At 35.3% G+C, this 24,324-nt stretch carries 17 protein-coding genes and 1 pseudogene; all 18 read right to left on the minus strand.

What is annotated here, in order from left to right; genetic code table 11:
* On the minus strand, positions 1-543 hold a 543-nt coding region (locus tag PHO43_RS08025), incomplete at its 3' end, for a hypothetical protein (RefSeq protein ID WP_288011846.1).
* Between the two features lie 28 nt (positions 544-571).
* Positions 572-2,164, minus strand: a complete 1,593-nt coding sequence (locus PHO43_RS08030; protein ID WP_288011847.1) for a RagB/SusD family nutrient uptake outer membrane protein — start codon at positions 2,162-2,164, stop codon at positions 572-574.
* A 13-nt stretch (positions 2,165-2,177) separates the two neighbouring features.
* On the minus strand, positions 2,178-5,591 hold the full coding sequence (locus tag PHO43_RS08035; protein ID WP_288011848.1) for a SusC/RagA family TonB-linked outer membrane protein: 3,414 nt from the start codon (positions 5,589-5,591) through the stop codon (positions 2,178-2,180).
* A gap of 171 nt (positions 5,592-5,762) precedes the next feature.
* Positions 5,763-6,962, minus strand: coding sequence for a FecR family protein (locus PHO43_RS08040; RefSeq protein WP_045089897.1), 1,200 nt, complete (start codon positions 6,960-6,962; stop codon positions 5,763-5,765).
* Between the two features lie 91 nt (positions 6,963-7,053).
* The gene (locus tag PHO43_RS08045) at positions 7,054-7,647 is read right to left on the minus strand and encodes an RNA polymerase sigma factor (protein WP_045089896.1); all 594 of its coding nucleotides are present in this window, start codon (positions 7,645-7,647) and stop codon (positions 7,054-7,056) included.
* A gap of 143 nt (positions 7,648-7,790) precedes the next feature.
* Positions 7,791-9,155, minus strand: coding sequence for a Gfo/Idh/MocA family oxidoreductase (locus PHO43_RS08050; protein ID WP_288011849.1), 1,365 nt, complete (start codon positions 9,153-9,155; stop codon positions 7,791-7,793).
* A 188-nt stretch (positions 9,156-9,343) separates the two neighbouring features.
* Positions 9,344-11,050 carry a Gfo/Idh/MocA family protein gene (locus tag PHO43_RS08055; protein ID WP_045089894.1) on the minus strand — a complete coding sequence of 569 codons (1,707 nt, stop codon included), beginning with the start codon at positions 11,048-11,050 and terminating at the stop codon, positions 9,344-9,346.
* Positions 11,051-11,067: 17 nt separating this feature from the next.
* Complete coding sequence (locus PHO43_RS08060) at positions 11,068-11,553, minus strand: DoxX family membrane protein (protein ID WP_045089893.1); 486 nt, start codon at positions 11,551-11,553, stop codon at positions 11,068-11,070.
* A gap of 101 nt (positions 11,554-11,654) precedes the next feature.
* Entirely contained in the window at positions 11,655-13,841 is a 2,187-nt protein-coding gene (locus PHO43_RS08065) for a GH92 family glycosyl hydrolase (protein ID WP_288011862.1), read from the minus strand.
* 33 nt (positions 13,842-13,874) lie between these two features.
* A pseudogene (locus PHO43_RS08070) lies at positions 13,875-14,600 on the minus strand (ThuA domain-containing protein); the annotation flags it as partial.
* A gap of 90 nt (positions 14,601-14,690) precedes the next feature.
* The gene (locus PHO43_RS08075; protein ID WP_053826108.1) at positions 14,691-15,641 is read right to left on the minus strand and encodes a sugar phosphate isomerase/epimerase family protein; all 951 of its coding nucleotides are present in this window, start codon (positions 15,639-15,641) and stop codon (positions 14,691-14,693) included.
* Positions 15,642-15,663: 22 nt separating this feature from the next.
* The gene (locus PHO43_RS08080; protein WP_053826109.1) at positions 15,664-17,100 is read right to left on the minus strand and encodes a Gfo/Idh/MocA family protein; all 1,437 of its coding nucleotides are present in this window, start codon (positions 17,098-17,100) and stop codon (positions 15,664-15,666) included.
* Positions 17,101-17,384: 284 nt separating this feature from the next.
* Positions 17,385-18,242: a sugar phosphate isomerase/epimerase family protein gene (locus PHO43_RS08085; RefSeq protein ID WP_053826110.1), complete on the minus strand. Its 858-nt coding sequence runs from the start codon at positions 18,240-18,242 to the stop codon at positions 17,385-17,387.
* A 101-nt stretch (positions 18,243-18,343) separates the two neighbouring features.
* On the minus strand, positions 18,344-19,300 hold the full coding sequence (locus PHO43_RS08090; RefSeq protein ID WP_288011852.1) for a sugar phosphate isomerase/epimerase family protein: 957 nt from the start codon (positions 19,298-19,300) through the stop codon (positions 18,344-18,346).
* Positions 19,301-19,387: 87 nt separating this feature from the next.
* The gene (locus PHO43_RS08095; RefSeq protein WP_288011855.1) at positions 19,388-20,458 is read right to left on the minus strand and encodes a multiheme c-type cytochrome; all 1,071 of its coding nucleotides are present in this window, start codon (positions 20,456-20,458) and stop codon (positions 19,388-19,390) included.
* 45 nt (positions 20,459-20,503) lie between these two features.
* Positions 20,504-22,168, minus strand: coding sequence for a GMC family oxidoreductase (locus PHO43_RS08100; RefSeq protein ID WP_288011857.1), 1,665 nt, complete (start codon positions 22,166-22,168; stop codon positions 20,504-20,506).
* Between the two features lie 52 nt (positions 22,169-22,220).
* Positions 22,221-22,829, minus strand: a complete 609-nt coding sequence (locus PHO43_RS08105) for a gluconate 2-dehydrogenase subunit 3 family protein (protein ID WP_288011859.1) — start codon at positions 22,827-22,829, stop codon at positions 22,221-22,223.
* Positions 22,830-22,883: 54 nt separating this feature from the next.
* Entirely contained in the window at positions 22,884-24,059 is a 1,176-nt protein-coding gene (locus PHO43_RS08110) for a glycoside hydrolase family 5 protein (protein ID WP_045089886.1), read from the minus strand.
* Between the last annotated feature and the right edge of the window lie 265 nt (positions 24,060-24,324).

The following is a 24,324-nucleotide window of genomic DNA, read 5'->3' on the forward strand; positions in this document are numbered from 1 at the left end:
TATTTTTTCAAAGAATAATTCCGATTGAAAGCCATCTTCAGATACAACACCATCAGCTATTGGCAGCCACCATATTTCGTCCCATGCATACGGTGCTGAAAGGAACCAGTGAAGAGTTCCATTGCTAAAATCAGTTGCATAAACCCAAGTTTTACCATCTCCAAAATAGTCAATAAGGAAAGCTAGAGGTTCTTCAATCAGATTTGGAACTGAAGTTACATTTATTGTTCTCTTTATACTGACTATACCTCCTTTTGTCAAGACATTACAGATGATAGTTTTTTCTCCGATTGTTCTTAAACGAATTGTATCTTTATTTTTAAAAGAATTTATACCTTCTGCATCCCAATGGACTTGAAAACCCTCATCTATACCTAAAGCGATGATATTCCCACCAGGGAAAGTACTTTCAACTTTAAGGTTTATCGCTTCGGCTAATTTATCAGGATTTTCTAAAGGTGGCAACGTATCCCTGTTCTCTATAGGATCGCATGAAAATAACAATAATGTTGTTGTAATAAACAGATATATTATATTTTTCATAATTATTGATTTTAAAAGTGAGTTAATATTACCAACCTTCATTCTGCTCCAGAATGCCATCAGACAGTTGTATCTGCGATTCAGGTATTGGTAAGAAACCTTTTGTCTCAGGGCGATATATTATACTATACTCGACAGGTTTTCCCTCATTTTCTAGAGGAATGTTTTTTACTCTATTAAAAGCACTTTCAAGCTCTCCCCATCTCATTAAATCATAGTACCTGACTCCTTCAAAAGCTAATTCAAATCTTCTTTCATTTTTTATGTTATCTATGGTAGCAGGTACACTTGGCAAGTTAACTCTTTTTCTTACGATATCAAGATATTCCTGTGCTTTAGCCGAACCTAATTCTGCACCCATTAAATATACATCTGCAAATCTTAATAAAACAATCTCCTGGGCATTGCAATCCATATTATTTGCAGGTGTACCATATAGGTAAGTGTACATATTTTGTAATTTACCATCAACAAAGATATTTACAGGCATATACTTTTTTTGCCATAAGTATGATTCATGATATTGATCTGAGCTTGAAACATATCCTATATCCTCATTTTTAACATCACAAATTGAGGCTTTCTTTCTCAAGTCTGAATCCTCCCAGGAGTTCCAAAGTTGAGGATTAATTGGACCTGCGCCCCATCCATAGCCAAATGGATTTGTATTTTGCATTCTCACGCCAAAAAACAATACAATAGTATTGCGACTGTTTCCACCAAAAGATCCAAATCGAATTGAAAACATGTTTTCTTTATTTCCACCTTCTTCACCTATCCATGTTAAATTATTTTCTACAGCATAATCGTAGTTGCTAGCATAAGAATAGGGCCAAAGATTTCTAAAATCATCAACCAACTCATGACCGCTATTGGCAATACAATAATCAACATTATTAATTACTTCTGTTTTTGTTAAAGTGCCATTTTCAGGTAGTTGAATCTCTGTTTTTCCATAGACTCCTGTATAATATAAAAAAACTCTAGCCAACATACCTTGAGCAGCCCATTTTGTAGCACGTCCAATATCATTTGAAGAATATGGAGTATCAGGCATTTTTTCAATTGCAATTAATAAGTCAGCTGCAATTTGCCCAAACAACTCTTCTGGTGTTGCCTTTGGAAGATTTTGTGGAGTAGTTTCCAATACTAAAGGAACTGTACCAAACAATCTGGCCAGATCAAAAAAATAGTAAGCTCTCATAAAATGAGCCTCACCAATGTATCTGTTTTTTTGAGTTTCAGACTCCCATGAAGTAACTTGTTCTATAGATTCTAGTAGCATATTTGCTCTGAATATTCCCCTATAATTTTGTTGCCAAGGGTATAGATACATATCATTTGAGAAGTTTTTAAACTCTGATATTGCATGTATAGCTGCATCAACGCCACCTCCTCCAGCAAATCTATCGTCCGAAAGCAGTTCAGATATAAAAAAACTGTGCATATGAGAAGTTCCAGGGTTTAAAACAGAATATATACCTATTAATGCTTGATTCACATCTTGAGGTGATTGGTAAAAGTTTGTATTTACCTTACTAGTAAAAGGTTCTGTGTCCAGAAAATCAGCGCAGCTTTCAATTAAAAATAGACCAATTAATAAAACTATATATTTTCTCATAATTATGCTCTTTTTAAAATGTGACATTTAATCCTACCAATACAGTTCGTGGACTGGGATAAAATCCTAAGTCTATTCCTGATCCAAAGCTCACACCTCCATTATATCCTATCTCGGGATCCATACCGGAATATTTTGTAAAGGTGACAAGATTCTGAATTGTAAAGTAGAGATGAAGTCTTTTTAGATAGGCTTTTTTGATCAGTTTGCTAAAGTCATAACCTACTGAAATACTACTTATTCTTAAATAATCGCCATCTTCTACATAAAGGTCAGATATATTAGAAAAGTTTTTAGATGAAGCGGTTGATAATTTGGGAAGTCTGTTTGATGTACCTTCACCATACCAACGACCAAAAATATCAGTTGTAAAATTATGTGTTGGAAAAATAGCGAAATCCCTGTAAGATTGAATTATCTGGTTTCCGGCAACGCCTGATGCTACTAATGAAAAGTCAAATCCCTTATAATCAGCTCCAAGAGATAAGCCAAAGGTGAAATCAGGATTAGGATCACCTATCATGACTTTATCTTTATCATCAATAACATTATCATCATTTGTATTGATAAAGCGAACATCTCCAGGTGTTGCATCTGACTGAATCAACTCACCTTTTGTGTTTACATAAGCGTTCACCTCTGATTTATTTTGGAATATTCCATCTGTTTTGTATCCCCAAAAATAACCTATTGGAAATCCTTCTTCAGCTCTGAATATTTCACTTGTCAAATCTGCCAGAACATTTGGGAGTCCATGGATAATTTTTTCATAATTGTCAATTCTTGTAACCTTATTTTTATTATGAGATAAATTTAGACCAACTGAGTAATTAAGTTCATTAATGTTATTATTCCAATTTGCTGAAATCTCAAATCCTTTATTTTGAACATCACCACCGTTGATATAAGGTGCTCCAGTACCGAAACTAGCGAGAGTTGGGGCAGCTACAAGCCAATCACGAGTTATTTTATTATACCAATCGAAGTTGAGTGCTAATCTGTTGTTAAACAGATTTGAGTCAAAACCGATATTCAGCTGTTCAGATGTTTCCCAAGTAACATCAGGATTTGGTAATATATTTGGGTAAGCTCCAACTAATCTTTCATTTTTATTTATTCCATAATAATCTGCGCCACTCAAACTAATTGTAGATAGATACTGAAATGGAGATATATTCTGATTCCCATTCTGTCCCCAACTTGCCCTGAATTTTAAAAAGTTGATATTATTCTTGATTTCTTCCCAAAAGGACTCTTCAGAGATTACCCAGCCTGTAGCAATTGATGGGAAATAGCCCCATCTCTTATTCTTTGCAAATTTTGAAGATCCATCTGCTCTTAAAACAAGTGTTAAAAGATATTTTTCATCGAAATCATAATTTACTCTTCCAAAAAATGATAATAACCTGTTATCATTCCATGGATAACTTCCCAATACAGTTCTTGCAGGATCAATAACTTTAGAATTATCTAAATAGGCATGATCAAGATCATTAAAAATACTATTGATATTAGTTCCATAAATTGTTTCGCCAATATTATTAATTTGAATAGTATTTCCTCCAAGAATATCAAGTGAGTGTCTTAAATCACCTAATTGTATTTGATAATTAATAGTATTTTCGTTTGTCATTCCTAAAACTTTATACATATTATGACTTGTGCTGCTATAATCCCTGAAATGCCTTTCGCTAAGATTATATTTAGGTGTGTAGCTGCGATATGTATAATTTGAGAAGTCATATCCAAAAGAACTTCTTAATGTTAGATCTTTAATAGGTTGAAGATTTATATAAATATTACCCAGAATTTTATGATCAATTGATGTGTTATTCCCATGAGTATAAACCATTATTGCCACTGGATTTGGAACTCTGATATCCCAGGGAATTGCAAATTGATACTCATTATTTTCATCATAAACCGGCATAAATGGTGAAGTTGATAAAGTATTACGAATTGAGTTGGTATACATTCCTCCAGTTGCAATACCTGCACGATTTATATAGCTGTATGATAGATTTTCTCCGATAGTTAATATTGAATAGTCTTTGTTTTCTAAGATAATATGTTCACTATTTAATCTAAAATTATACCTATCATATTCGGAAGCAACTGGTTTGCCAAGAATTCCATCCTGAGAAGTGTAAGAGAATCCCATAGTAAACCTTGAACTATTTGTTCCACCATTAATACTTAAAGTGTGATTCTGTAATGGTGCATTTTTGACCATAATTTCGCCAAACCAATCTGTGCCTTTGCTTCTGCCACTTTCTATCTCATCCCAGTTAGGCACCAAAGATGCATAATCATAAGGTTCCAGTCCATCATTAAGTCTGGCTTCATTCATTAATATTGCATACTCCTGTGCATTTAATGTAGGCAATTTTTTATAAAGATTCTGCACTCCATAGTGTCCATTATATGAAATTGTTGGTTTTGTATTGTAATTGCCGGTTTTTGTTGTTACCAGTACAACACCATTTGCAGCTCTTGAACCATAAATAGAGGATGATGCAGCATCTTTAAGTATATCAATAGATTCAATTTCTGAAGGGTTCAGATAGTTAATATTACTAACAGGAACACCATCAACTATAAATAGTGGGGTAGCATCTCCAGTAGTCCCTAAACCACGAATATTTATCCTAAATGCAGATCCTGGTTCACCTGAAGTTTTTACAATTTGCATTCCAGTAGTGCTTGATCTAAGAGCATCAACTATAGAAACAGGGCTTTGCTTGGTAATTTGATCAGAGTTAATCTGTGAAGTTGCTCCGGTTATTAACTTTTTCTTTTGCAGTCCATAGCCTACAACAACAAGCTCGTCTAAAGATTGTGTGTCCTCAATAAGTGTTATTTCGAAGGTCGTTTTATCAGAAGTACTGATCAACTGTGCATGATATCCAATATACGAAATATGAATTTGGGCATCATTTTCAACTTCTAATAAAAAATTACCATCAATATCAGTAACTGTTCCATTTGTGGTACCTTCTTCTATTATATTAGCTCCAATAATTGGAACGTTCTGATTATCAGTAACTCTTCCTCTGATCTGCTTCTTTTGCTGAACAATTTCATTAAGATTCTTATCTGACACTTCTTTTCCTTCACTTCCCTGAGATTTGTAAAGGGTTACTTGTCTTTCAACTACGTTATATTTAAGATTTGTGTCACTTAGCAGAATATCAAGTATATTGTTAATACTCTTTTTAGATACATCTAATGAAGTAGTATTATTAAGTTCCGACTTAATTTCATCCGTGATTAAAAATACATAATCACTTGCCTTTTCAATTTTAGAAATTGCATTAATGATAGTCTCATTTCTGAACTTAATAGAAATCTCTTTTTGCTGTGAATGAACATTTTCTGCTGTCAGGCTAAAAATGCTAATAAGTAAAAGCAGTGTCGTCAATTTCATGATCTTTTCGATTTGCTTATAATCTTTATAAGCAATTAGTCTAAAATAATAAATATCTTCCATACATTTGTAATGAATTTAGTTTACCTGATTTAGGTCGGTTAGTAAATTAATTTCTTATAAATCGGGCGATGTGGCAGCATTGTCCGATTTTCTTCTGAATGTAAATTGTTATTTCATAGGCATTTCCTTTTTAATTATATATATATTATTTCCATCTCTTAGATATTCAGTCGAAGAAAGAGTTGAGATAGAGGTCATGACACTATCTAAACTGTTAGAAAGGAATAGTTTACCAGTAAAAGTTTCATTGTTGAGTGTTATTAATTCACTTTTTTCGAATTGAACGTTATAATACCTTCCTATTTTTTTCAGAATTTCTGACATAGGGGTACTGTATAACTCTAGTAATCCATCTTTCCAGCTTATATATTCCGAAATTTCAACAATCTCTTTTTTTATCGAATTATTATTAATTTCAATTTTCTCATTAGGCAAGAGATCTGTTTTGTAATTATTTTTTGTTTCAACTTGTACTTTACCATTTACTAATACAACAGATTTCATATTGTCATCTAAATATGCAGAAAGGTTGAAAGATGTTCCGGTTACTGTAACATTTATATCACCTGCGTGAACAATAAAAGGCATGTTCAGATCTTTTTTCACTTCGATAAAAACTTCTCCATTTACAAATATTTCTCGAGTATTGTCTACAAACTCAGATGGGAAGTCAAGTTGGGTGCCTGAGTTTAACCATATAACTGTACCGTCTGAAAGTGTTAAATTGGCTCTTTTTCCATATGGTACAACTAACCTGTTCATTGCTACTGTAGAGAGAGCTAACATCTTAGTGGAGTTGTCACTATTAGTAATTATAGCAGTACCATTATTTATTAGTCCTACATGTGATTTATCTTTTAATTTAAACTTAATTCCATCAGATAGGATATAAGCTTCTTCCTCAGGTAATGATTGGCCAACAATCATATTTGATGATATTTGATTTTTTTGTTTTTCAGTATGATTATACTCACGTACAATAAATATGGAGATAAAACCAATTAGAATAACAGCAGCTGTATAACTAACTTTAAGTATTAACCGCCTTAATTTAAATTGCTTGATTTTATTACTTATATTACTGAAAATCTGTTTTTTTTCAATATCAGAAATTTGATAATAATTTATTTTAATTTTATTGAATTGTAATATAGCCTCTTCCAGAGCATTTTCCATATAGGGTTTATCCTCAATGAACTCTTTCCAATAATCTTCTAGTTCTTTAGAATTAAAAAGCCTCCATTTGATGAACTCATCATTCTGTAAGAGCCAATCTACATTACGTATAAATTCTTTGTTATTTTCCACAGTAAACCATTTATAATAATAACGATTTACTTTCGTTTATGTGGACATAATTTCGATATGAATTAAAAAATTTAACTTTAGAAATTTAAAGTTAAATTATAAAGCGTAAGAGCATAAAATATATTGCTATAAGATAGAGCTCATCATTAGAGATTTTATTTCTTAATTTCTCCATTGCTCTATAAAGAAGCTTTCGTGCAGATTCTTCATGGATTCCTAAAATTTCTGCAATCTCACTATGTTGAAGTCCTACAACATATTTAAGGTAAACAACTTCACGTTGATTTGGGGTAATACTTTCCAGTAGCTTTTTAATTTTTTCCTTTACTATATTAGCTATCTCAGTTTCTATCAGATTGTCAAGGATAGTCACTTCTATGGTAAATTTATCCTCAACTGAATCAATGTTGTCTTTGTTATTATTCTTTTTTTCCAGGTCAATCAATCTGTTTTTATAAGATCTGAAGATATAACCTGATTTATTCTCAATTTTCGATATATTGTTTCTATCTAAAAAGATTTTGATGAATACGTCTTGTATTGCATCCTTGCAATTTTCTTTTTGAAAACCTAAACTTATTCCATAGGCATATAGTTCCTCTACATACTTATTATAGATTATTGAAAAAGAGAACTCATCACCTTTTTCTAGAAAGTTTTTCCAGTTTTGATTCAATGAGGTCATCCTATGGATATAAAAAAATTACGCTCATTAGTTTACTACATCAATAGCAAATAAACATCTATTTTTCAATGTATACAAATAAATTAATATAATATGATCATGAAAAAAAGGCAGATAATTAAGTATCTGCCTTAGATTTTAGTTTATTCACTATGCTGAACACCTGCTAATGGTGGTGCTTCAACGATACCTTCAACAGTACCCATTGTATATGTTCTTGGACCAAGATATATATCTGCATTTAATATTTCGTCCCATGTCACATCTTTACCTGTATAGGCAGCAACTCTACCCATGATAGTAACTAATGTTGAGTAGGCTTGATCTTCACCATCATTAATTGTGTTTCCTGTTCTTATTGCAGAAACTAAATTGATGTGTTCTTGTACAAATGGGTTTGTAACACTCCACTCTGGATTTGAATTATTTTCAGTATTTGGGTATTCCCAAATAATATTTCCATTCAAATCATATAGTTTTCCGGCAGCATCAGCATATCCATTTGTGCAATTTATCTGTTCTACCTTACCATTTGAGCATCCATCTATCTGTCTTGCTGCGCAGTGAGTTCTCATTCCGTTATCATAAAGATATTCAATGCTGAAGAAATCATATTGATCACCAGTAACCCTTCTCTGTCTTCCACCCCAACCAGAAGCTTTTATTGGATACTTACCAAGATACCAGTTCATAACATCAATTTCATGAATAAACTGTTCAGTGATATGATCTCCTGACAGCCAGCAAAAATTCACCCAGTTTCTTAACATATACTCCATATCTGACCATTCAGGTCTTCTGCTTCTGAACCATAGAGCTCCACCATTTCTAATTATATGAGCACCGGTAATATCTCCTATTTCTCCATTTAATACTCTTCTGCGAGTTTCCATGTAATCTTTTTGTGAGCGCCGGATAGTACCACTGATTATATTAAGTTTAAGTGATTGAGCTCTTTTTACGGCTGCAATAACTCTTCGTACACCTGTGGGGTCAACCGCTACTGGTTTTTCCATGAAAATGTGTTTTCTTGCATTTACAGCTGCTTCAACATGTGCAGGACGGAAATGGGGTGGGGTACATAGAAGTACTACATCAATTCCTGAGTCGAGAACTTTCTCATAACTATCGAATCCAACAAAGCAATTTTCATCAGGGATTTCAACATTTTTCTCCTTTTTTAATAGATCTCTGCAAGCATCTATCTTATCCTGAAAAACATCTCCAAGTGCTACAATCTGAAGATTGGGGCCAGAATTTAGAAAATCTATTGCTGCACCGGTTCCTCTACCACCGCAACCAACAAGCCCGGCTTTTAATACCGGTCCATCAGGAGCCTGATCAAGAAGTTGAGGCAATTTGAGTTCCTCACCTTTCTTCTTTCTCTCCTCAGATGAACATGAACTTAACAGAGGGATTCCACCTACTGCTCCTACTGCACCTATAGTGCCAATTGTTGCTGAACTTTTTAAAAAGTTTCTTCTTGAAAGATTACTGTTTTGATTCATTGAGATATTATATTTGATTGATTAAATTTTGTGTTATTGGTACAGTAAAAATTGGTTTTACAATATCGCTTAACCTATAGAATTGAAACCTTTAATCTGTTTATATTCATTTCGTAAAGATAAAAAAAATGGGGGATAAGTATCCCCCATTTCATAAAAAATATGAATGTAAGTTCTATTAAAATTTATCACCCTCTAGTTATCTCTTCTTTTTCAGCATCCCAATACATAGTGCGACCTTCTAGATAAGCTCTTGTTCCCATGTGAGCTGTGATTGCTTCCTGGAATCCCTGTTCAATATCACATGAAGGTTGTTTTCCTGTTCTGATACATTCAAGCCATTCACGAAGATGAAGGTGAGTTGTATTATAACGTCTTCCACCTACATATGAGTATAGCAGTCCTCTCTCTGCAAAATATAATTCAGTTGCAGAAGTTACTGCATCGATATTCTTACCCGGAACATAATGATAGAAAGGTTCTCCTGCCTGAATCATACCATTATCGATTCTTTCTCTGTAAATTTCAGATTTAGGGTCTATTGTTACAGTAAGAGAGCTTCCAACTTCCATTGTAGCATCATGTCCCATTATTTTTCTACTACGTTTAAACTGACTTGCCAATGTAGCAGAATATAGCATAGTCATATTTTTATCAGGATACTCAAAAGTTGTATGCAATACATCAGGAACAGTGCGTCCATCTTTAAAGAAGTAAACGCCACCTGAAGAAGATGCAGATGCAGGAATTCCAAGTTTAAGGATTTGATTCATTGCATCATACTCATGAGTTAACAGGTCACCACTTAAGCCTGTACTATAATCCCACCAGCAACGCCATCTGAAGAATCTTTCCAGACTGAATTTATCTCGAGGATCAGGACCAATATATTTTGCTAATCCTGCAGATGTCATGTAGTCCATATACTCTTTAATTCTGTCAGGGTCCCCATCAAACTGTTTCCAATCGATTGTATCAGGATTAGCCTCGGGGTTAATGTCATAAACCCATGCACCGTTAGGGTCGTTTCTGTTAGTTCCTGTTTCAACAAGAGTAATTGGTCCGAGTAATCCTCTATCTATAATTTCTCTTGCTCTCTCATATGCCTCTATCTGACGATTTTGATGTCCCAGTTGAAATACTATATTGCTGTTTCTTACCAGATCGCGTAGTGCATAAGTTTCAGGAACAGTCCATGTCATTGGTTTTTCAAGATAGACATGTTTCCCGGCTCTGACAGCATCCATTGCCATTTGTCCATGCCAGTGGTCGGGTGAAGCGATTACAACCGCATCCACATCATCTGATGCTAATAACTCTTTATAATTTCTATATCTTACAGGTTTATCGCCAAATTTTCCATTTGTACCTTCTCTGTGGATATTTGCACCGGCAGCTATTGCTTCATCTGCATGAAAGTCAAATATATCACATATAGCAGTAATTCTTATATTGAGATCCTCTTGTTCAAGAAAATCCTTATATCTGGTGTTTTTTGAATCATTTAGGTTTAGCTCAATAAGATTTTGAACATTCTCAGGAGTAGCAAAACCCAATGCTTCCATTAACTGTTTTCCTCGGATACCTGATCCAATTATACCTAGTCTGATAGTTTGACCATCAGTTATTGATGGTACGTACTGAGGTATTTCTGAAGGAAAACGAAACATATCTGCTGCAGACCTGTGTACAAGTTCATTTTTCCTTTTCTTGTAAACACCATAAGCCATTGCTCCCAACACGGGTACAGTTGCCAGGGCTTTTAAAGCATCACGCCTTCCTTGTGAAACAGGTTTGGTGTTTTCGGGATTTTCCTGTCTGTTTTGAAGATCATTATCCGGTTTCTGACTGGTTTGATCGTTGTTTATTTCTTTGTTTATGTTGTTTTCAGACATTTTTATTTGTGATTTGCTTATTTCTTATTAAAAATTAATCTGTCAAATCCAATTGCTTTAGCAGTGGGGAATAGGTACAGTACTATAACTGTGAATAGCAAAATAAGATTTTTATCCACCCATAAATATGAGCCTTCAGTAGGAAATAAATACTCAACATTCATGAGAGGGGGGTGAGCCAAATAGTACATGACTAAAAGAGCTGCCGCACCAATATAACCTATTCTCTCAAAGAGTCCAAGAATTATTAAAAGACCAATAATAACCAGTCCCCAGATATTTAGAAAATCTGAAATCGCCAGTATATCAGGGTTTTCAGCAATTGCAGTAAAAATAGGTGAGAAAATTCCTTTCGAGTCTATTAAATAACCAAAAGCTGTCCAATTGGGAGTAAAAACTTTTGCTAAACCTTCATATAAGAAATACCACCCGATTAAAACTCTTAGTATTACAAGAAAGGTTAATTGAATATTACTGTAAGAATAGTGTATTTTATTGTTCATTGTAAACTTATAATTGTGTTATTATTTGACAGATCGCAAATTTATGAAATCATTATGTGTATAAATCTAAAAACTGTTCAAACAATATTAAATATTTATATTTAATCGGTTGTAAAATAGTCTCTTTTTGCCTTGTTTCCCATTTCAAATACGATTTTTCCACCTTTCATAATATCGAAATGATCAATAAATACTTTATTAAACGGTTTTCCGTTTAAAGTAGCTGACTGAATGTATTTATTCTCAGGTGAATTATTTATTGTTTCAATCTCAAAGAAATTACCGTTACCTAGGTTTATTTTCACATGATCGAAGAAAGGACTCCCAATAGTATATTCAGTAGTTCCCGGTGTTACAGGATAAAAGCCCATCTGTGAGAAAACTACAAATGAAGAGAGACCGCCTCCGTCCTCATCTCCTGGTATACCCATAAGATCATTTCTGAACCACTGTTTGATCAGAGTTCTTACTCTCTTCTGTGTTTTCCATGGCTCTCCGGCATAGTTATATAAATAAGGAATATGTAAAGATGGTTCATTTGCCATTGAGAATTGTCCTACATTTCCTGTGTGGTCAGGTAGCTGACTATAGAAATCATATTTACTTTTACCGAGCGGTTCTCTGAACATATTGTCCAGATTATCAACAAATACCTTTTTCCCTCCCATGAGATCAATTAAATCAGGAATATTGTGAGGTACATCCCACCGATAAATCCATCCGTTGTTTTCTCCATAAAAACCTCGTGCACCCATTCCACCATCATAACGATAATCGAAAGGTTGTATAAATTTGCCATCTTTATCTTTTGGGTGAAAAAAACCTGTTTCACTATTGAACAGATTCCTGTAATTAAATGATGCATTCATGAAATACTCATAATCATTTTTCAATCCAAGACTTTTTGCCAATTGTGCAAGACTCCACTGATCGTATGAAGTGCCTAATGTAACAGCTACCGGTTGTCTGCGCTCAAAACTATGCACTTCAGGAATAGTCTCCTCCTCACCTTCTCTCAAAGCAGGAATATATCCTTTCTCATGATAAAACTTATCTAATTCACCTGAAGGAGAACCTGACCATGGAGCCAGAGTTTTATCCATTATAGCTCCTTTACCTGCCATATATGCTTTTTTCAGATCAAAATTTCCTAATCCTTTAATATGAGCATCAAGTATAGAGATTACACCATGATTTGAATTCATACGACGACTATCACCTGTAATTTCAGGGAAAGTTGGCAACCATAAGTTTTCCATTTGTTCAGACATTAGAACAAATGAGTTTAATATATCCTCTTCTCTTTTTGCATCAATCAGAATACGAAGAGGGTGATGGGCTCTGTATGAATCCCATATCCAGTCGTCTGTGTAAAATGGTCGCCCAAAATCATCATGAACCTTTCCGTCAAAAGCACTAAAGTATCTTCCATCTTCCGAAATTGAAACAGGTCTCTCGTAAGTTCTGTATAGCGATGTATAAAAAAGGAATCTATCATCTTCAGTGCCACCGCTTACCTGAATTTTACCTAGCTCATCATTCCAAATATTACGACTAGTTTCAGCGATCTCATTAAATGATTTGTCTGCAACTTCACGCTCCATATTTCTTCTCGCCTGATCTTCATCAATAAAAGAAATTCCATATCTAAAAGTGAGTTCTTTATAATCTTTTGGCCATTTTAATACCAAAGATGCATTACGACCAGAAGCTGAATGCCCCTCTTTCAAGATTCCATCGGTTAGAACAGAAGCAGATACAGGTAATAATTCCGGTACCAGATAAAGGTACACCTTTGTATTATTAGCTAAATTCTGGTAACCTGAAATTGCCGAACCGTCCCATTTTAACTCTCCATTTCTTGAATTTATTATAATTGTTGAATTTCCATTTTTGTCCTCATTACCAAAGTTAATCTTATAAATTGCTGATTGATGTGAAAGTGTATAATCAACTGTTATATCTTCTTCATCAAGATATACATGATATTTATAAGGAGTGATTTTTTCGTTATCGTAACTGTATTTTATTACTGGTGTTAACTCTTCTCTTTCTGTATAGAAAGGGCTAAGATTAAATGCTGAACTACCTCTGTGACTTGTAACAACAATTGGAAGACCATTCAATACATCACCAGTGAAATCGCCTCTTTCAGGATAAACACGCAACATACTGTGAGGTAAATGGATAGTAGGAAATGTTGGTACTAACAGGTGGCTAATGTTTCCCAAATAAGGGTTTACATAATCAACAGGTTGTTTTGCTTCATTACATCCACTTATTTCCATTGAAATAGGAGAATCCGATGCTGCCCAATTAATTCCTCTTTTCATGATCTCCAACACTTCATAAATGGTGAAATCATTGGCATCATGACCAAGTGAGGAGTAAAATACTTTACCTTGGCCATACATTTTTTTCCAAACCACAGGCATTACAGCTCCCTTAATCCAAGGTGCATGTTCACCTGTAAATGTTGTAGTGGCAAGTATATTTACATTTGGATCAACATGCATGAAATATTGCTCAGAAGTCATTTTAAAATCCTTTAATCCACGTGTGATTTCATCATTTTTATTACAAATTTTCACATTGAAAGGAATTACTCCACCTGGATGAGAGACAAACTGACCACCTACCATAAACTGATATTCAGTTGAGTTTCTGAAAGAATCACCTATTCCTCCATGCCATCCCGCAAGTCCAACTCCACGTTTTACAGCATCAGTAAGACCTTTTTCCTGCTCAGCACTAATTTCTCCCATTGTCCATGTTTGGATAATAAGATCAATATTATTCATCACATTTAAATCAGTATAAATATCAAGATTATCACTCAATCTGACTTCTGCACCTTGTGAGATAAGCCATGGTACAAAAATGTCTTTAGTTTCAACAGGTTCGTGTCCGTCCCAACCACCATATACAAAAAGAATTTTTTTCCCTTTCAGTGAGGTGTAGTTTCCCTGTGCAAATATTGAAGTAATTGTTGATAATCCAATAATTATGGATAGTAAATTGATAAATAATAATTTGATTGATCTCATGATTCTAATTTGACAATTATTTAAATGATAGAGGGAGACTCTCCCTCTATCATTATATGAACTTTATTATTGATTTTAAATAAAATATAACTACTTAACAAAAGGAACTTTTATCAGGTAGTCTGCACAACCTTTTACTCCTTCAAACTGTGTACCTTTAGAAATACCCTCCAGTTCAACGAAGTAGTCTTCTATACCGTTTTTATAAGCCTGTTCGAATATCTTTTCGAAATTCATCATTCCTGATTCTCCTAAAACTTCCTTATCTTTGATATGGAGTAATTTTATACGATCAGGATATTTCTGCATATATTCTACAGGATCACTTTGACCCATCACCGTCCAATAAACATCTAACTCAAATATAACAAGTTCAGGATCTGTTTGCCTTAAGAAAGCGTCATATATAACTTCCATACCTTCAGGCGCTCTTCCAAAAAATCTGCGACCGAAAACCATCTCTTTACCTCCCGGCACTACTCGGGCAAACTCCATTTCGTGATTATGATAACCGAAAATCAGACCGTTCTCTTTTGCTATTTTACCTGCTTCATTGAAAACTTCACAAACAATTGAAACCTCTTCCGAGCTTCGAGTAGATGGTTGTCCCGGCTGTACAATATATTTTACTCCAATTTTTGCATGATCATCAGCAGCCTTCTTCCAGAATTCTGAAATTTCTCCTTTATTGTCTTTAGTGTATTCACGAACTGGAGGATTCAAGTGAGAACTGATAATTTTAAGACCGGCATCATCTGACATTTTGCGGAATTCGCTCATTTCTATGTTACCAATCTTACCATTATTGTAACCGGCTAGTTCAAGAGTTGAATATCCCATTTGAGCGATCTTTTTTAAACCACCAGGAACATCCTGATAGAGTTCTCTGCCTAATGAGTATATCTGTAAACCAATCTTTTTGTTAGTAACAGCTGATACGTTACTCAATTTTGAAATGTTTGCAAAGCTTGATTTACCTGCAAACATTCCTGCAACTGTAAATAAAGATGCCTTCTTTAAAAAATCTCTTCTATTTTCCATGTGAATTTTATTTATTAATTAATTAATATAAAGAATAAGGACGACGGTATTTGTAATAATAAAGTCTGTGAGATTCAGCTTCTTTATCATCGTCAAAGCTGAGGGTAGCCGGATTCCATTTGATTGGTCTGCCAAGTTCTAAAGCCATATTAGCTAAACAGCAAAGTGTATTTGTACTACAACCAACTTCAACCGGAGCAATTGGATTCTTTCTTGAGCGAACACAGTCGATGAAATTCTGCATATGGGGTGAACTTATTTCGAAAGATAAAGCGTTGCTTGATCTGTTCCTTTCTGCTTGTCTGGATTGCTGTGCAGCTGATTGAGCCTGAGCCATTCTTTCCCTCATCTGTTCAGGTGTTAAAGGTCTGTTTCCAGCCAATTCGGAAGGAACTTTAGAAGGATCTGAGCAAGCTAAATAACCACGTGCTACTTCAATCCAACCATTTGTTCCCCAGAATTTTATTCCCTGTGCAGATTCGTTATCCTCCAGATAGGGTTGTTCTGTCATGACGATTCCATTTGCATACTTCATAGTTGCATATTTTGTTCCATTATACCCTTGTGGTATATATTCAACAGGTCCGGAGCCGTCCATACCGATGGCTGCTTGTGCAATATCAAACATATGAGCTCCCCAGTCAGCAGTATAACCATTACCAGTTTCTCGATACCATCTCCATGCTCCCCATAATTTCTCATTTTGAACAGGATCCAGTGAGATTGGAGGACAAAGATCAGGATGGTAATGAATATTAGGATCATTAAGCGGTCCCATCCACTGGTTCCAATTCAAATTTGCCGGTACTGGTTCTTCTGGAAGATCCAGTGGTGTTGGAGGGGCACCAACTCTTGCATATATTTTTTCAATATGACCAATTGCTCCTGATTGTACTAATTCAATTGCTTTTTGAAATTCACGACTAGAACGCTGTTGACTTCCAACTTGTAAAACTCTTCTATTATTGCGAACAGCTTTAACCATTTCAAAACCTTCTGTTATTGTATATGCTAAAGGTTTCTGAACATAAACATCTTTACCTGCATTACAAGCATCGATGGTCATCAATGCATGCCAATGGTCAGGAGTTACAATTGCCACTGCATCAATATCCTTACGTTCAAGAAGGTCTTCATAGAACTCATAGCCATCACATCTTTCAGCAACATTAAGAGATCTTTGCCACTCTGCCACTCTATTTTGGAATCGTGCAATTTTAATGCTGTCAACATCACAACAGGCAGCCACCTGCACTCCTGGTGCTCCTGCAAAACCTCTAAAATCACTAAGAGCTTGACGACCTAACCCAATAAACCCGAGAACAACACGATCGCTTGGTGCAACTTTAACACCACCAATAGTCCAACTTGGAAGAATTGTAAGGCCTGCCAGACCTAAAGCAGAGTAGTTTAAAAACTGTCTTCTGCTGATTTCACTTTTACTGTCTGTCTTTTTCATATACCAAATTATAAAATGTTTAATTGAGTTATTTTATATCAAGTTTTCACTTTCACAGCCATTTGAGATTTTGACCTAAGTCAGTAAGTCTGAGAAATATGGTAAAATCAGAGGTGAACGATAATCTAATTTATGTCACAGTATTACTTTATATTTATTCAAAATAAGAATCAATTTACCAAAAATAGATAAAATTAGAGATATATGACTACAGTTTTATTAAAAAAATGCAAGCAGAGATAATTTCCCTGCTTGCGTTTTAACGATTCTGTATTTATATTAATTTATTTGATCGTTTGAACAGTTTTTTTGAAATATTCTATTGACTCCTTAATCTGAGGAAGGTTATTCTCCCAATTTGCTTCATATTCAATCGTAAAATAACCTTTGAAGTTTTGTCGATCCAGCTCTTGTAACATATCTTTAACTCCAAGTATACCTGTTCCCCAAACCACATCTTCATAATTTCCATCTGAATCTGGAGCAGCAATATCCTTAAAATGCATAGAGATCAATCTTCCATCCAGCTTTCTCAAAGCAAGAGTTGGATCAACATTCATTCTTTTATAATGACCAACATCAGCACTAGATCCAATAAGTGTGCTTCTTTCACCAATATAATCAAGTAAAATTTCAGGATTCCAATAGGAGTTCTCATTAGGATGATTATGAACAGCAACTTTTATATTGTACTCTTTTGCAAGACCCTCAACCAAATTCCAGTCTTCAGGATCCGGTTCAGCACTGATAAACTCCATTCCCATATTACCAGCAAAAGAAAATACCTGAGCCCATTCATCGCGTTTTGCAGTCCATACTCCCGAAGAGACAATCTTTATATCCTTTGATGCAGCTAACTTTTTCAATTGAGCTTGTTGATCCAATGTGAGATTGTAACCGAAGATAGCGTCATTGAATTCGGGTCCCATCTTTTGACCAGGATAAATCTCAATATAATTTAGTCCAAGTTCAGCAGTCTTATCCAACGCTTCTGGAACAGTAAAAAGATTAAAAGTATAAGACTGCATAGATAGTTTCCAGTCGTTACTTACTGTTTTATTTACTTCACTTGCTTTACTGTTGCACGAACATAGCATTACAATAGCGGAAAACAATGCAAAAAACGATAATTTTGTTTTCATTTCTTATAAATTTAAATACAGGAGCTCAAATTATTTGAAGGAGCTCCTGTTGATTAATAAATTACACACTAGGTTATTGGGGAACCTCAACATAACAGACTTTAAAGATAAGAAATAATCTCATCCATCTGTTCTGAAATTTTCTTTAAATGAATTCTGTCACCTCCTGGAACCTCAGCAGTAAGCCAACCTCCCTGGTGTTTAATTTCACTGACTGCTTTCATTACCACAGGCCAGTTATTATCACCTTTAAGAAGATCAACATTAAATCCCTCCCTTAGTCCCGCAGTGTTCATCAGCTCACGACTGAACTCTTTAATATGAAGCTTCATGATACGCCTGTTCAGTGTCTTAATCCAGTGTTCAGGCCAGCCATAGCGCAATACATTTCCGATATCAAAATACCATCCTACAAGAGGATGATTAATCTCATCTATGAATCTCTTAGCTTCAACCGGACTGATCAGAAAGTTATTCCAAACGTTTTCCAGACCAATCTGCATACCCGTTTTCTCAGCATATGGAATCAATTCACGTATAGAGTTCTGAGATGTGATATAAGCATCTTCATAAGAAACCTTTTCATTAACAACCCCAGGTACAACCAATACTGTATCTCCACCAAGATCTTTAATCTCTTCCAGAGATTTGGCAACCGAGGCAATACACTTTTTCCTTACCTCCGGATCCGGATCAGAAAGAGGTACATTCCAATGATCTTTGTTTACCACAGTAGGAGTTTCAATTCCAGAGTTTTCTTTAGCCCTCTTTATTTCTTCCAATGAGAAATCGACAGGACTATTCAGCTCCACACCATCAAAACCCAGATCCTTTGCAAGTTTGAATTTGTCAGAGAGAGATAAATCCTCAGAGATCATACCAAGTCCAAGACTCTTTTTCAGTGTTACTTTATCAGTCGTTTGCCTATCTAAGTTTGCAGATGTTATTTTTACTCCTGATACAGCTGAATTACCTTTAATACCAGAGGAAAACAGCGGGCTTACAGTTGTTGCTCCTGCTATTACAGCAGCTGATTTTAGAAAATCTCTTTTATTCATGGTTGTATTATTTAAATTCTGTATTAATAATTAGGTAGTGCATCTAAGTATTATGTGTCTTTGTATGAATTAGTGTGATTTAAATAATTACTTAACTCCCCTGCCATTTTCATGGCAATCATTACAGGAGACAAAATGAATATTGTTAGGACTATCTTTGTATTTATAAGTTGTATTCATCTGTGTAACATCTATCTGGCAGTTAGAAATTGCCGGATGACATTTAATACAACTATTTTGAGCATTATTACTATGTGGTTCGTGACATACAGTGCAGCTCAGTCCTTCATGTACTCCTCGTGGGGTACGATCATCTCCGGTACCTGCTTCATGTCTTGAATTAGGTGCATGGCACTGAATGCAGTTGCGCATTATCGGATCGTCAGAAACAACCACCATCAAAGAATCATCATATATATTATATGCGGGCAGTAAATCTACTGTGTAATTCTCTTTTTCAGAGCGAACATAAAAACTGAGTCCGGGGCTATGTAACGGAATTGTTCTTAAAGAGTCCCAGTAGTAATTTTCTGTTAGAATGGAGCTTGTCAGATCCCCATCTGTATGAATCATATGGCATGCCATACATGGAATAGTAGGGAGATCATTTCTGTTTGCATTAACCAATTGCCATGGACCATCCATGGAAATCGGTTCTACCAGGTCAGCTACGGTTCCCTCGAAATACATACCATGACACCTTAAACAATCATAATTTAATAGTTCATTACTGTTTTGTATACTATCTAAAAGAATATACCCATATGTTGCAGAGTGTCCTCCAGATTCCCATTTAGCATATTCTGATGAGTGACACCTTCTACAATTGTTCATTACTTCCAGAATTTGTGATTCTCCCATTATTATGTTATCAGTATTAATCCCACGAATATGATTTACAAACATCATTGATTTCTCTTTTATACTATGTACACCGTTACTCAATGCAGTTCCATGACACTCTTTGCATAATAATTCACGATGAGCTGAATTGGCTAAAACATGAACAGAATTCGATATTTCATGGCAAACAGCACAGGTTTGTTCTGCAGGAGCCGAATTCCAGTAGGCATAGAAAGGACTTATTGCAAGAAAACCAACAATTAAAACAATTATGAAAATTTTGAGTGCTTTAACCAGTTTATTTGATGTCTTCATATCTTGGAGATCTTAGTGCTTACATTATTTAGATCTTTAGTTTTATCATTTAAATCGATTACCTTTGTTCCATTCGGATGCGATATAACCTCCTATACGATAACCTAAAGCCATAATAGTCAAAACAGGATTAAACCCACCGTTTGTTACATGTAAACTGCCATCAGCAACAAATACATTAGGAACATTGTGAACTCGCCCATATTTATCGCAAACTGATGTCTTTGGGTCATTTCCCATTCTACAGGTACCGGCTTGATGTTGTCCTCCCGAAGCAGGGCGTGGACCTTTTGTTACACCAGTTTTCCATACAACAGATGCTCCTGCTTCTAACAGCCATTTTTCTGCTTTATCTGCCATAAATGCTGTTCCTTCATCATCTTTTACGCTCATATTGCCTGAAATTTTGCATACAGGAATTCCCCAGTAATCTTTTACATGATGTGAAACTTCAACTCTTGACTCAAAAGATGGTATTTCCTGATAAGGTCCAATAACTTGTCCTACTCGCTTGAAATTGATTCTCTGAAAATCTTTATGATCTTTACCCCATGAAGGTGAATTGGGCGGCCTTATTCCACTAAAAAGATATGGGAGTCGGTTAAACTCGTTGCACAAAACTCCACCACCAATAATCCCGGGGTTATAGTGATTGAAATCACATATTGCTAATGATGCTCCAGGTCCTCGATCATCATAAATATCCTCTTCAAACAGACCATACGCTCCCGCATAAGCATGCCCTTGCAGGTTTCTACCCACCCAGTCATGTTCGTTTCCAATTCCTGCTGGAAAAAATTTAGATTTGGAGTTAAGCAACAGTCTGGCTGTTTCTGTAGCAGAAGAAGAAACAACTACAATATCAGCTGTCTGAGTTTGCTTCCTTTTTTTCTCATCAAAGTAACTAACTCCGGTTACTTTTCCATTATTGTCAACAAGAATCTCACTAACCATGCAATGAGTTCTAAGTTCACAATTCTTAGTCTTAAGTGCAATCGGTATAACTGTGTTATGTGTGCCGTTTTTAGCATTAACTGGACAGGCAAAGCCAACGCAAGACCGTATTCTGTAGCACTGCGGGCGTCCGCCAAAAGGAATTGAATTTCTTAACATTGGAATAGGGAAAGGATGATACCCTAATCTTCGTGCAGCCACCTCTAATATTTTTGCCTCTTTATTATGTTCGAAGGGTGGCATAGGTTGTGGCTTTTTTCTGGGAGGAGCGAACGGATTTAAACTATCATCACCTGCAACACCAATTTCCCACTCATCTTTTTCGTAACATGGTTCAAGGTCTTCATAAGAAATAGGCCAGTCATCTATAGAGGAGCCCTCTACATGTCCGTAAGTAGATTTCATTCTAAAGTCTTCGGACATAAATCTCCATGCCATGGCGCCATAGCTTACAGTCCCTGAACCAACACATGCCGCATTATTTTCATATCTCCAGTCATTAGGTAATACAATGATCTCTTTTCCATCTGGTAGTACCCTTACTCTTCTGTTCCGATCATTATCAGGTCCATATGCATTTCCAAGCAAAGTAGTGCGCTGTGAAAAAATCTCATCATGATCGTGATCATCAAAAGAGGCCCAACCACCTCTTTCGAACAAGACTACCGTCAAGCCCGCAACACTAAGCTCTTTAGCTACAACACCACCACCGGCACCAGCTCCGACTACCACAGCATTTACGTGACTGTTTTTCATACGATTAACACTATTAGTCTTTAATTATTTCGAATAGGACTCGCTTATCGTGTCATGATAAGTTGTGTTTATTTCTGCCTTGTATAGTAGGAATATCTAAACCAATCATCCTGTAACTCACATATATATAGTTGCCTCCGTGTCTTGGACTTCTATAATACCCTGCCATGGTATGACTTCTAATCAACTCAAAAAATGACCTGTCAGCACCTTTTTTCCAAACCCTTTCATTGTCATTCCAGAAGTTATCATTGTTTCCAGTATTTTTACTCTCAATATCACTGAAAGTCCCTCTTTCCATCTCTTTTAAGAATTCAGTCTGTTCACACCATGACAACTCCTCAAACTTTTTCCCATAAATGTTTTGACAGGTAACAATAATGGAATTCAACCCCGATCTGTAATCCGTTTTAAATCTTGAAAAAGGACCAACCAGTTGTTTATCAATGAAATTAGTCACTCCCGCATCCTTAGCACCTAGCCATTCATCTGTAGGTATAATTTGTTCTACAATTGCATCTGTAAGCGTAGCCTCTTCCTCGGAAAAAAACCTGTATTGAGGTTCATAAGAAAATTTGCATTGGTTGAAAAATAGCAGACTTCCAATGCTCAGCGAAAAAGCTTTTGCAAATTCTCTTCTGGATATGTTTTTAGATGACATTAGAATATTTTATTTCATTAGCAACTATTCTTTTTGTATTATTTGATTTAATTGTCAATGCTGCTGAAGGATATTTAATAGTTTTCTATCCAGTTTATGTCCATACCAATCTTCATAGTCTACATCTTTTCTTTCTGAATCCAATAGTCCAAAACTACCTCTGAAGTTCCATAAACCCCAACCAATATTATGCGAAGTAAGAATATCTAGCTGATCCCCAAACCAGGCAAGAAAAATATCATGAGGTGTTTCTTTATAACAACCGCACTCACCACAATGAACTCCTACGCCTTGGTTAACCAGATCTATCCATGGTTGATAAAATTCTTCTAGTACCTGTCTGTTAAACTTCTCACCATTTATAACACCTGGCCATACAGGTCTGGGTGCATCATCCGGATTCTTCCATACCCAACTGGCGCGATAGTGGGATACATAATGAGGAAAATAGCCCCTGCAGCTCTGTCCAATAGGGAGATCCATAAGTTCAGGAATTACAAGATTGCCACCATGATTGCCATCAGCAATTACCAATCTGTCAGCATTATACTTGTGAATTACTTCCAGACATCCTTTGGCAATTTTTCGATAAATTTCACCCGGTATTGGTGTTGAAGGAGAAAACTGATCATTCATATCCTCCTTAAAACAGGGTTCATTCACCAAGTCAAAACTCAACAGTTTTGGCGAGATGTTCTTGAATCGCTTAGCCCACATATCCCAATGCTGATAAAATGCCTGCTGTGCTTCATTATCTAACCATAAGTTAAATGGTTCATGGAAATGTGCATTTATGCAAAAACCGGGTGCACGGTGCAAATTCAGGCTTACATGCAAATTATACTTATTGGCAGCATAAACAACCTTTTCAATTGCCTCAATAGCCTCCTCTCTGAAATCAACCGTCTCTTCAGGATAGATATTTCTTCCTATTGCGGGATCATAATTAAGATAACATGGATATGCAATAGGAATGCGTACAAAGTCGAATCCCCAGTCAGCCATCCACTTAAAATCCTGTTCAGTAGCTAAGAATTTTTCTTTATCAGAGATATATCGGTCAACAGTGAAAAAATCTAAAATATTAAATCCTCTCCATAGGGGAAGTTTATTGCCTATAGTTTGATTAGCAGGCGTTAATCCCGGCATTGAGAAGATATCAGAGCGACTTCCCATTGCAATCATACCTGTTCCAATTGCTGTAGTTTTTAAAAATGCGCGACGTTTCATGTAGTATGATATTAGCTTTTTAGTATTTGTTTCAAATTTACATGTAAAATGATTGAATGTTAATAAATAACTTAACACCAGTAAAAGTAATTAATTTATCTCTAAATTGAATAAATTAACATAAAAAGTGTTTGTTAATTATGTTTGAATAGATCAGCCAAAGAAATCCACGAAAACTGTGCTGAATAGCTGAATGTTCTAAGTCCTGATACCCTCACATCATCCCTGTTATCATAGTTGTCTTCTGCAATCATATTTGGTTTCC

The sequence above is a fragment of the Lascolabacillus sp. genome, assembly GCF_028696275.1.
Taxonomy (GTDB): Bacteria; Bacteroidota; Bacteroidia; order Bacteroidales; family Dysgonomonadaceae; genus Proteiniphilum; species Proteiniphilum massiliensis.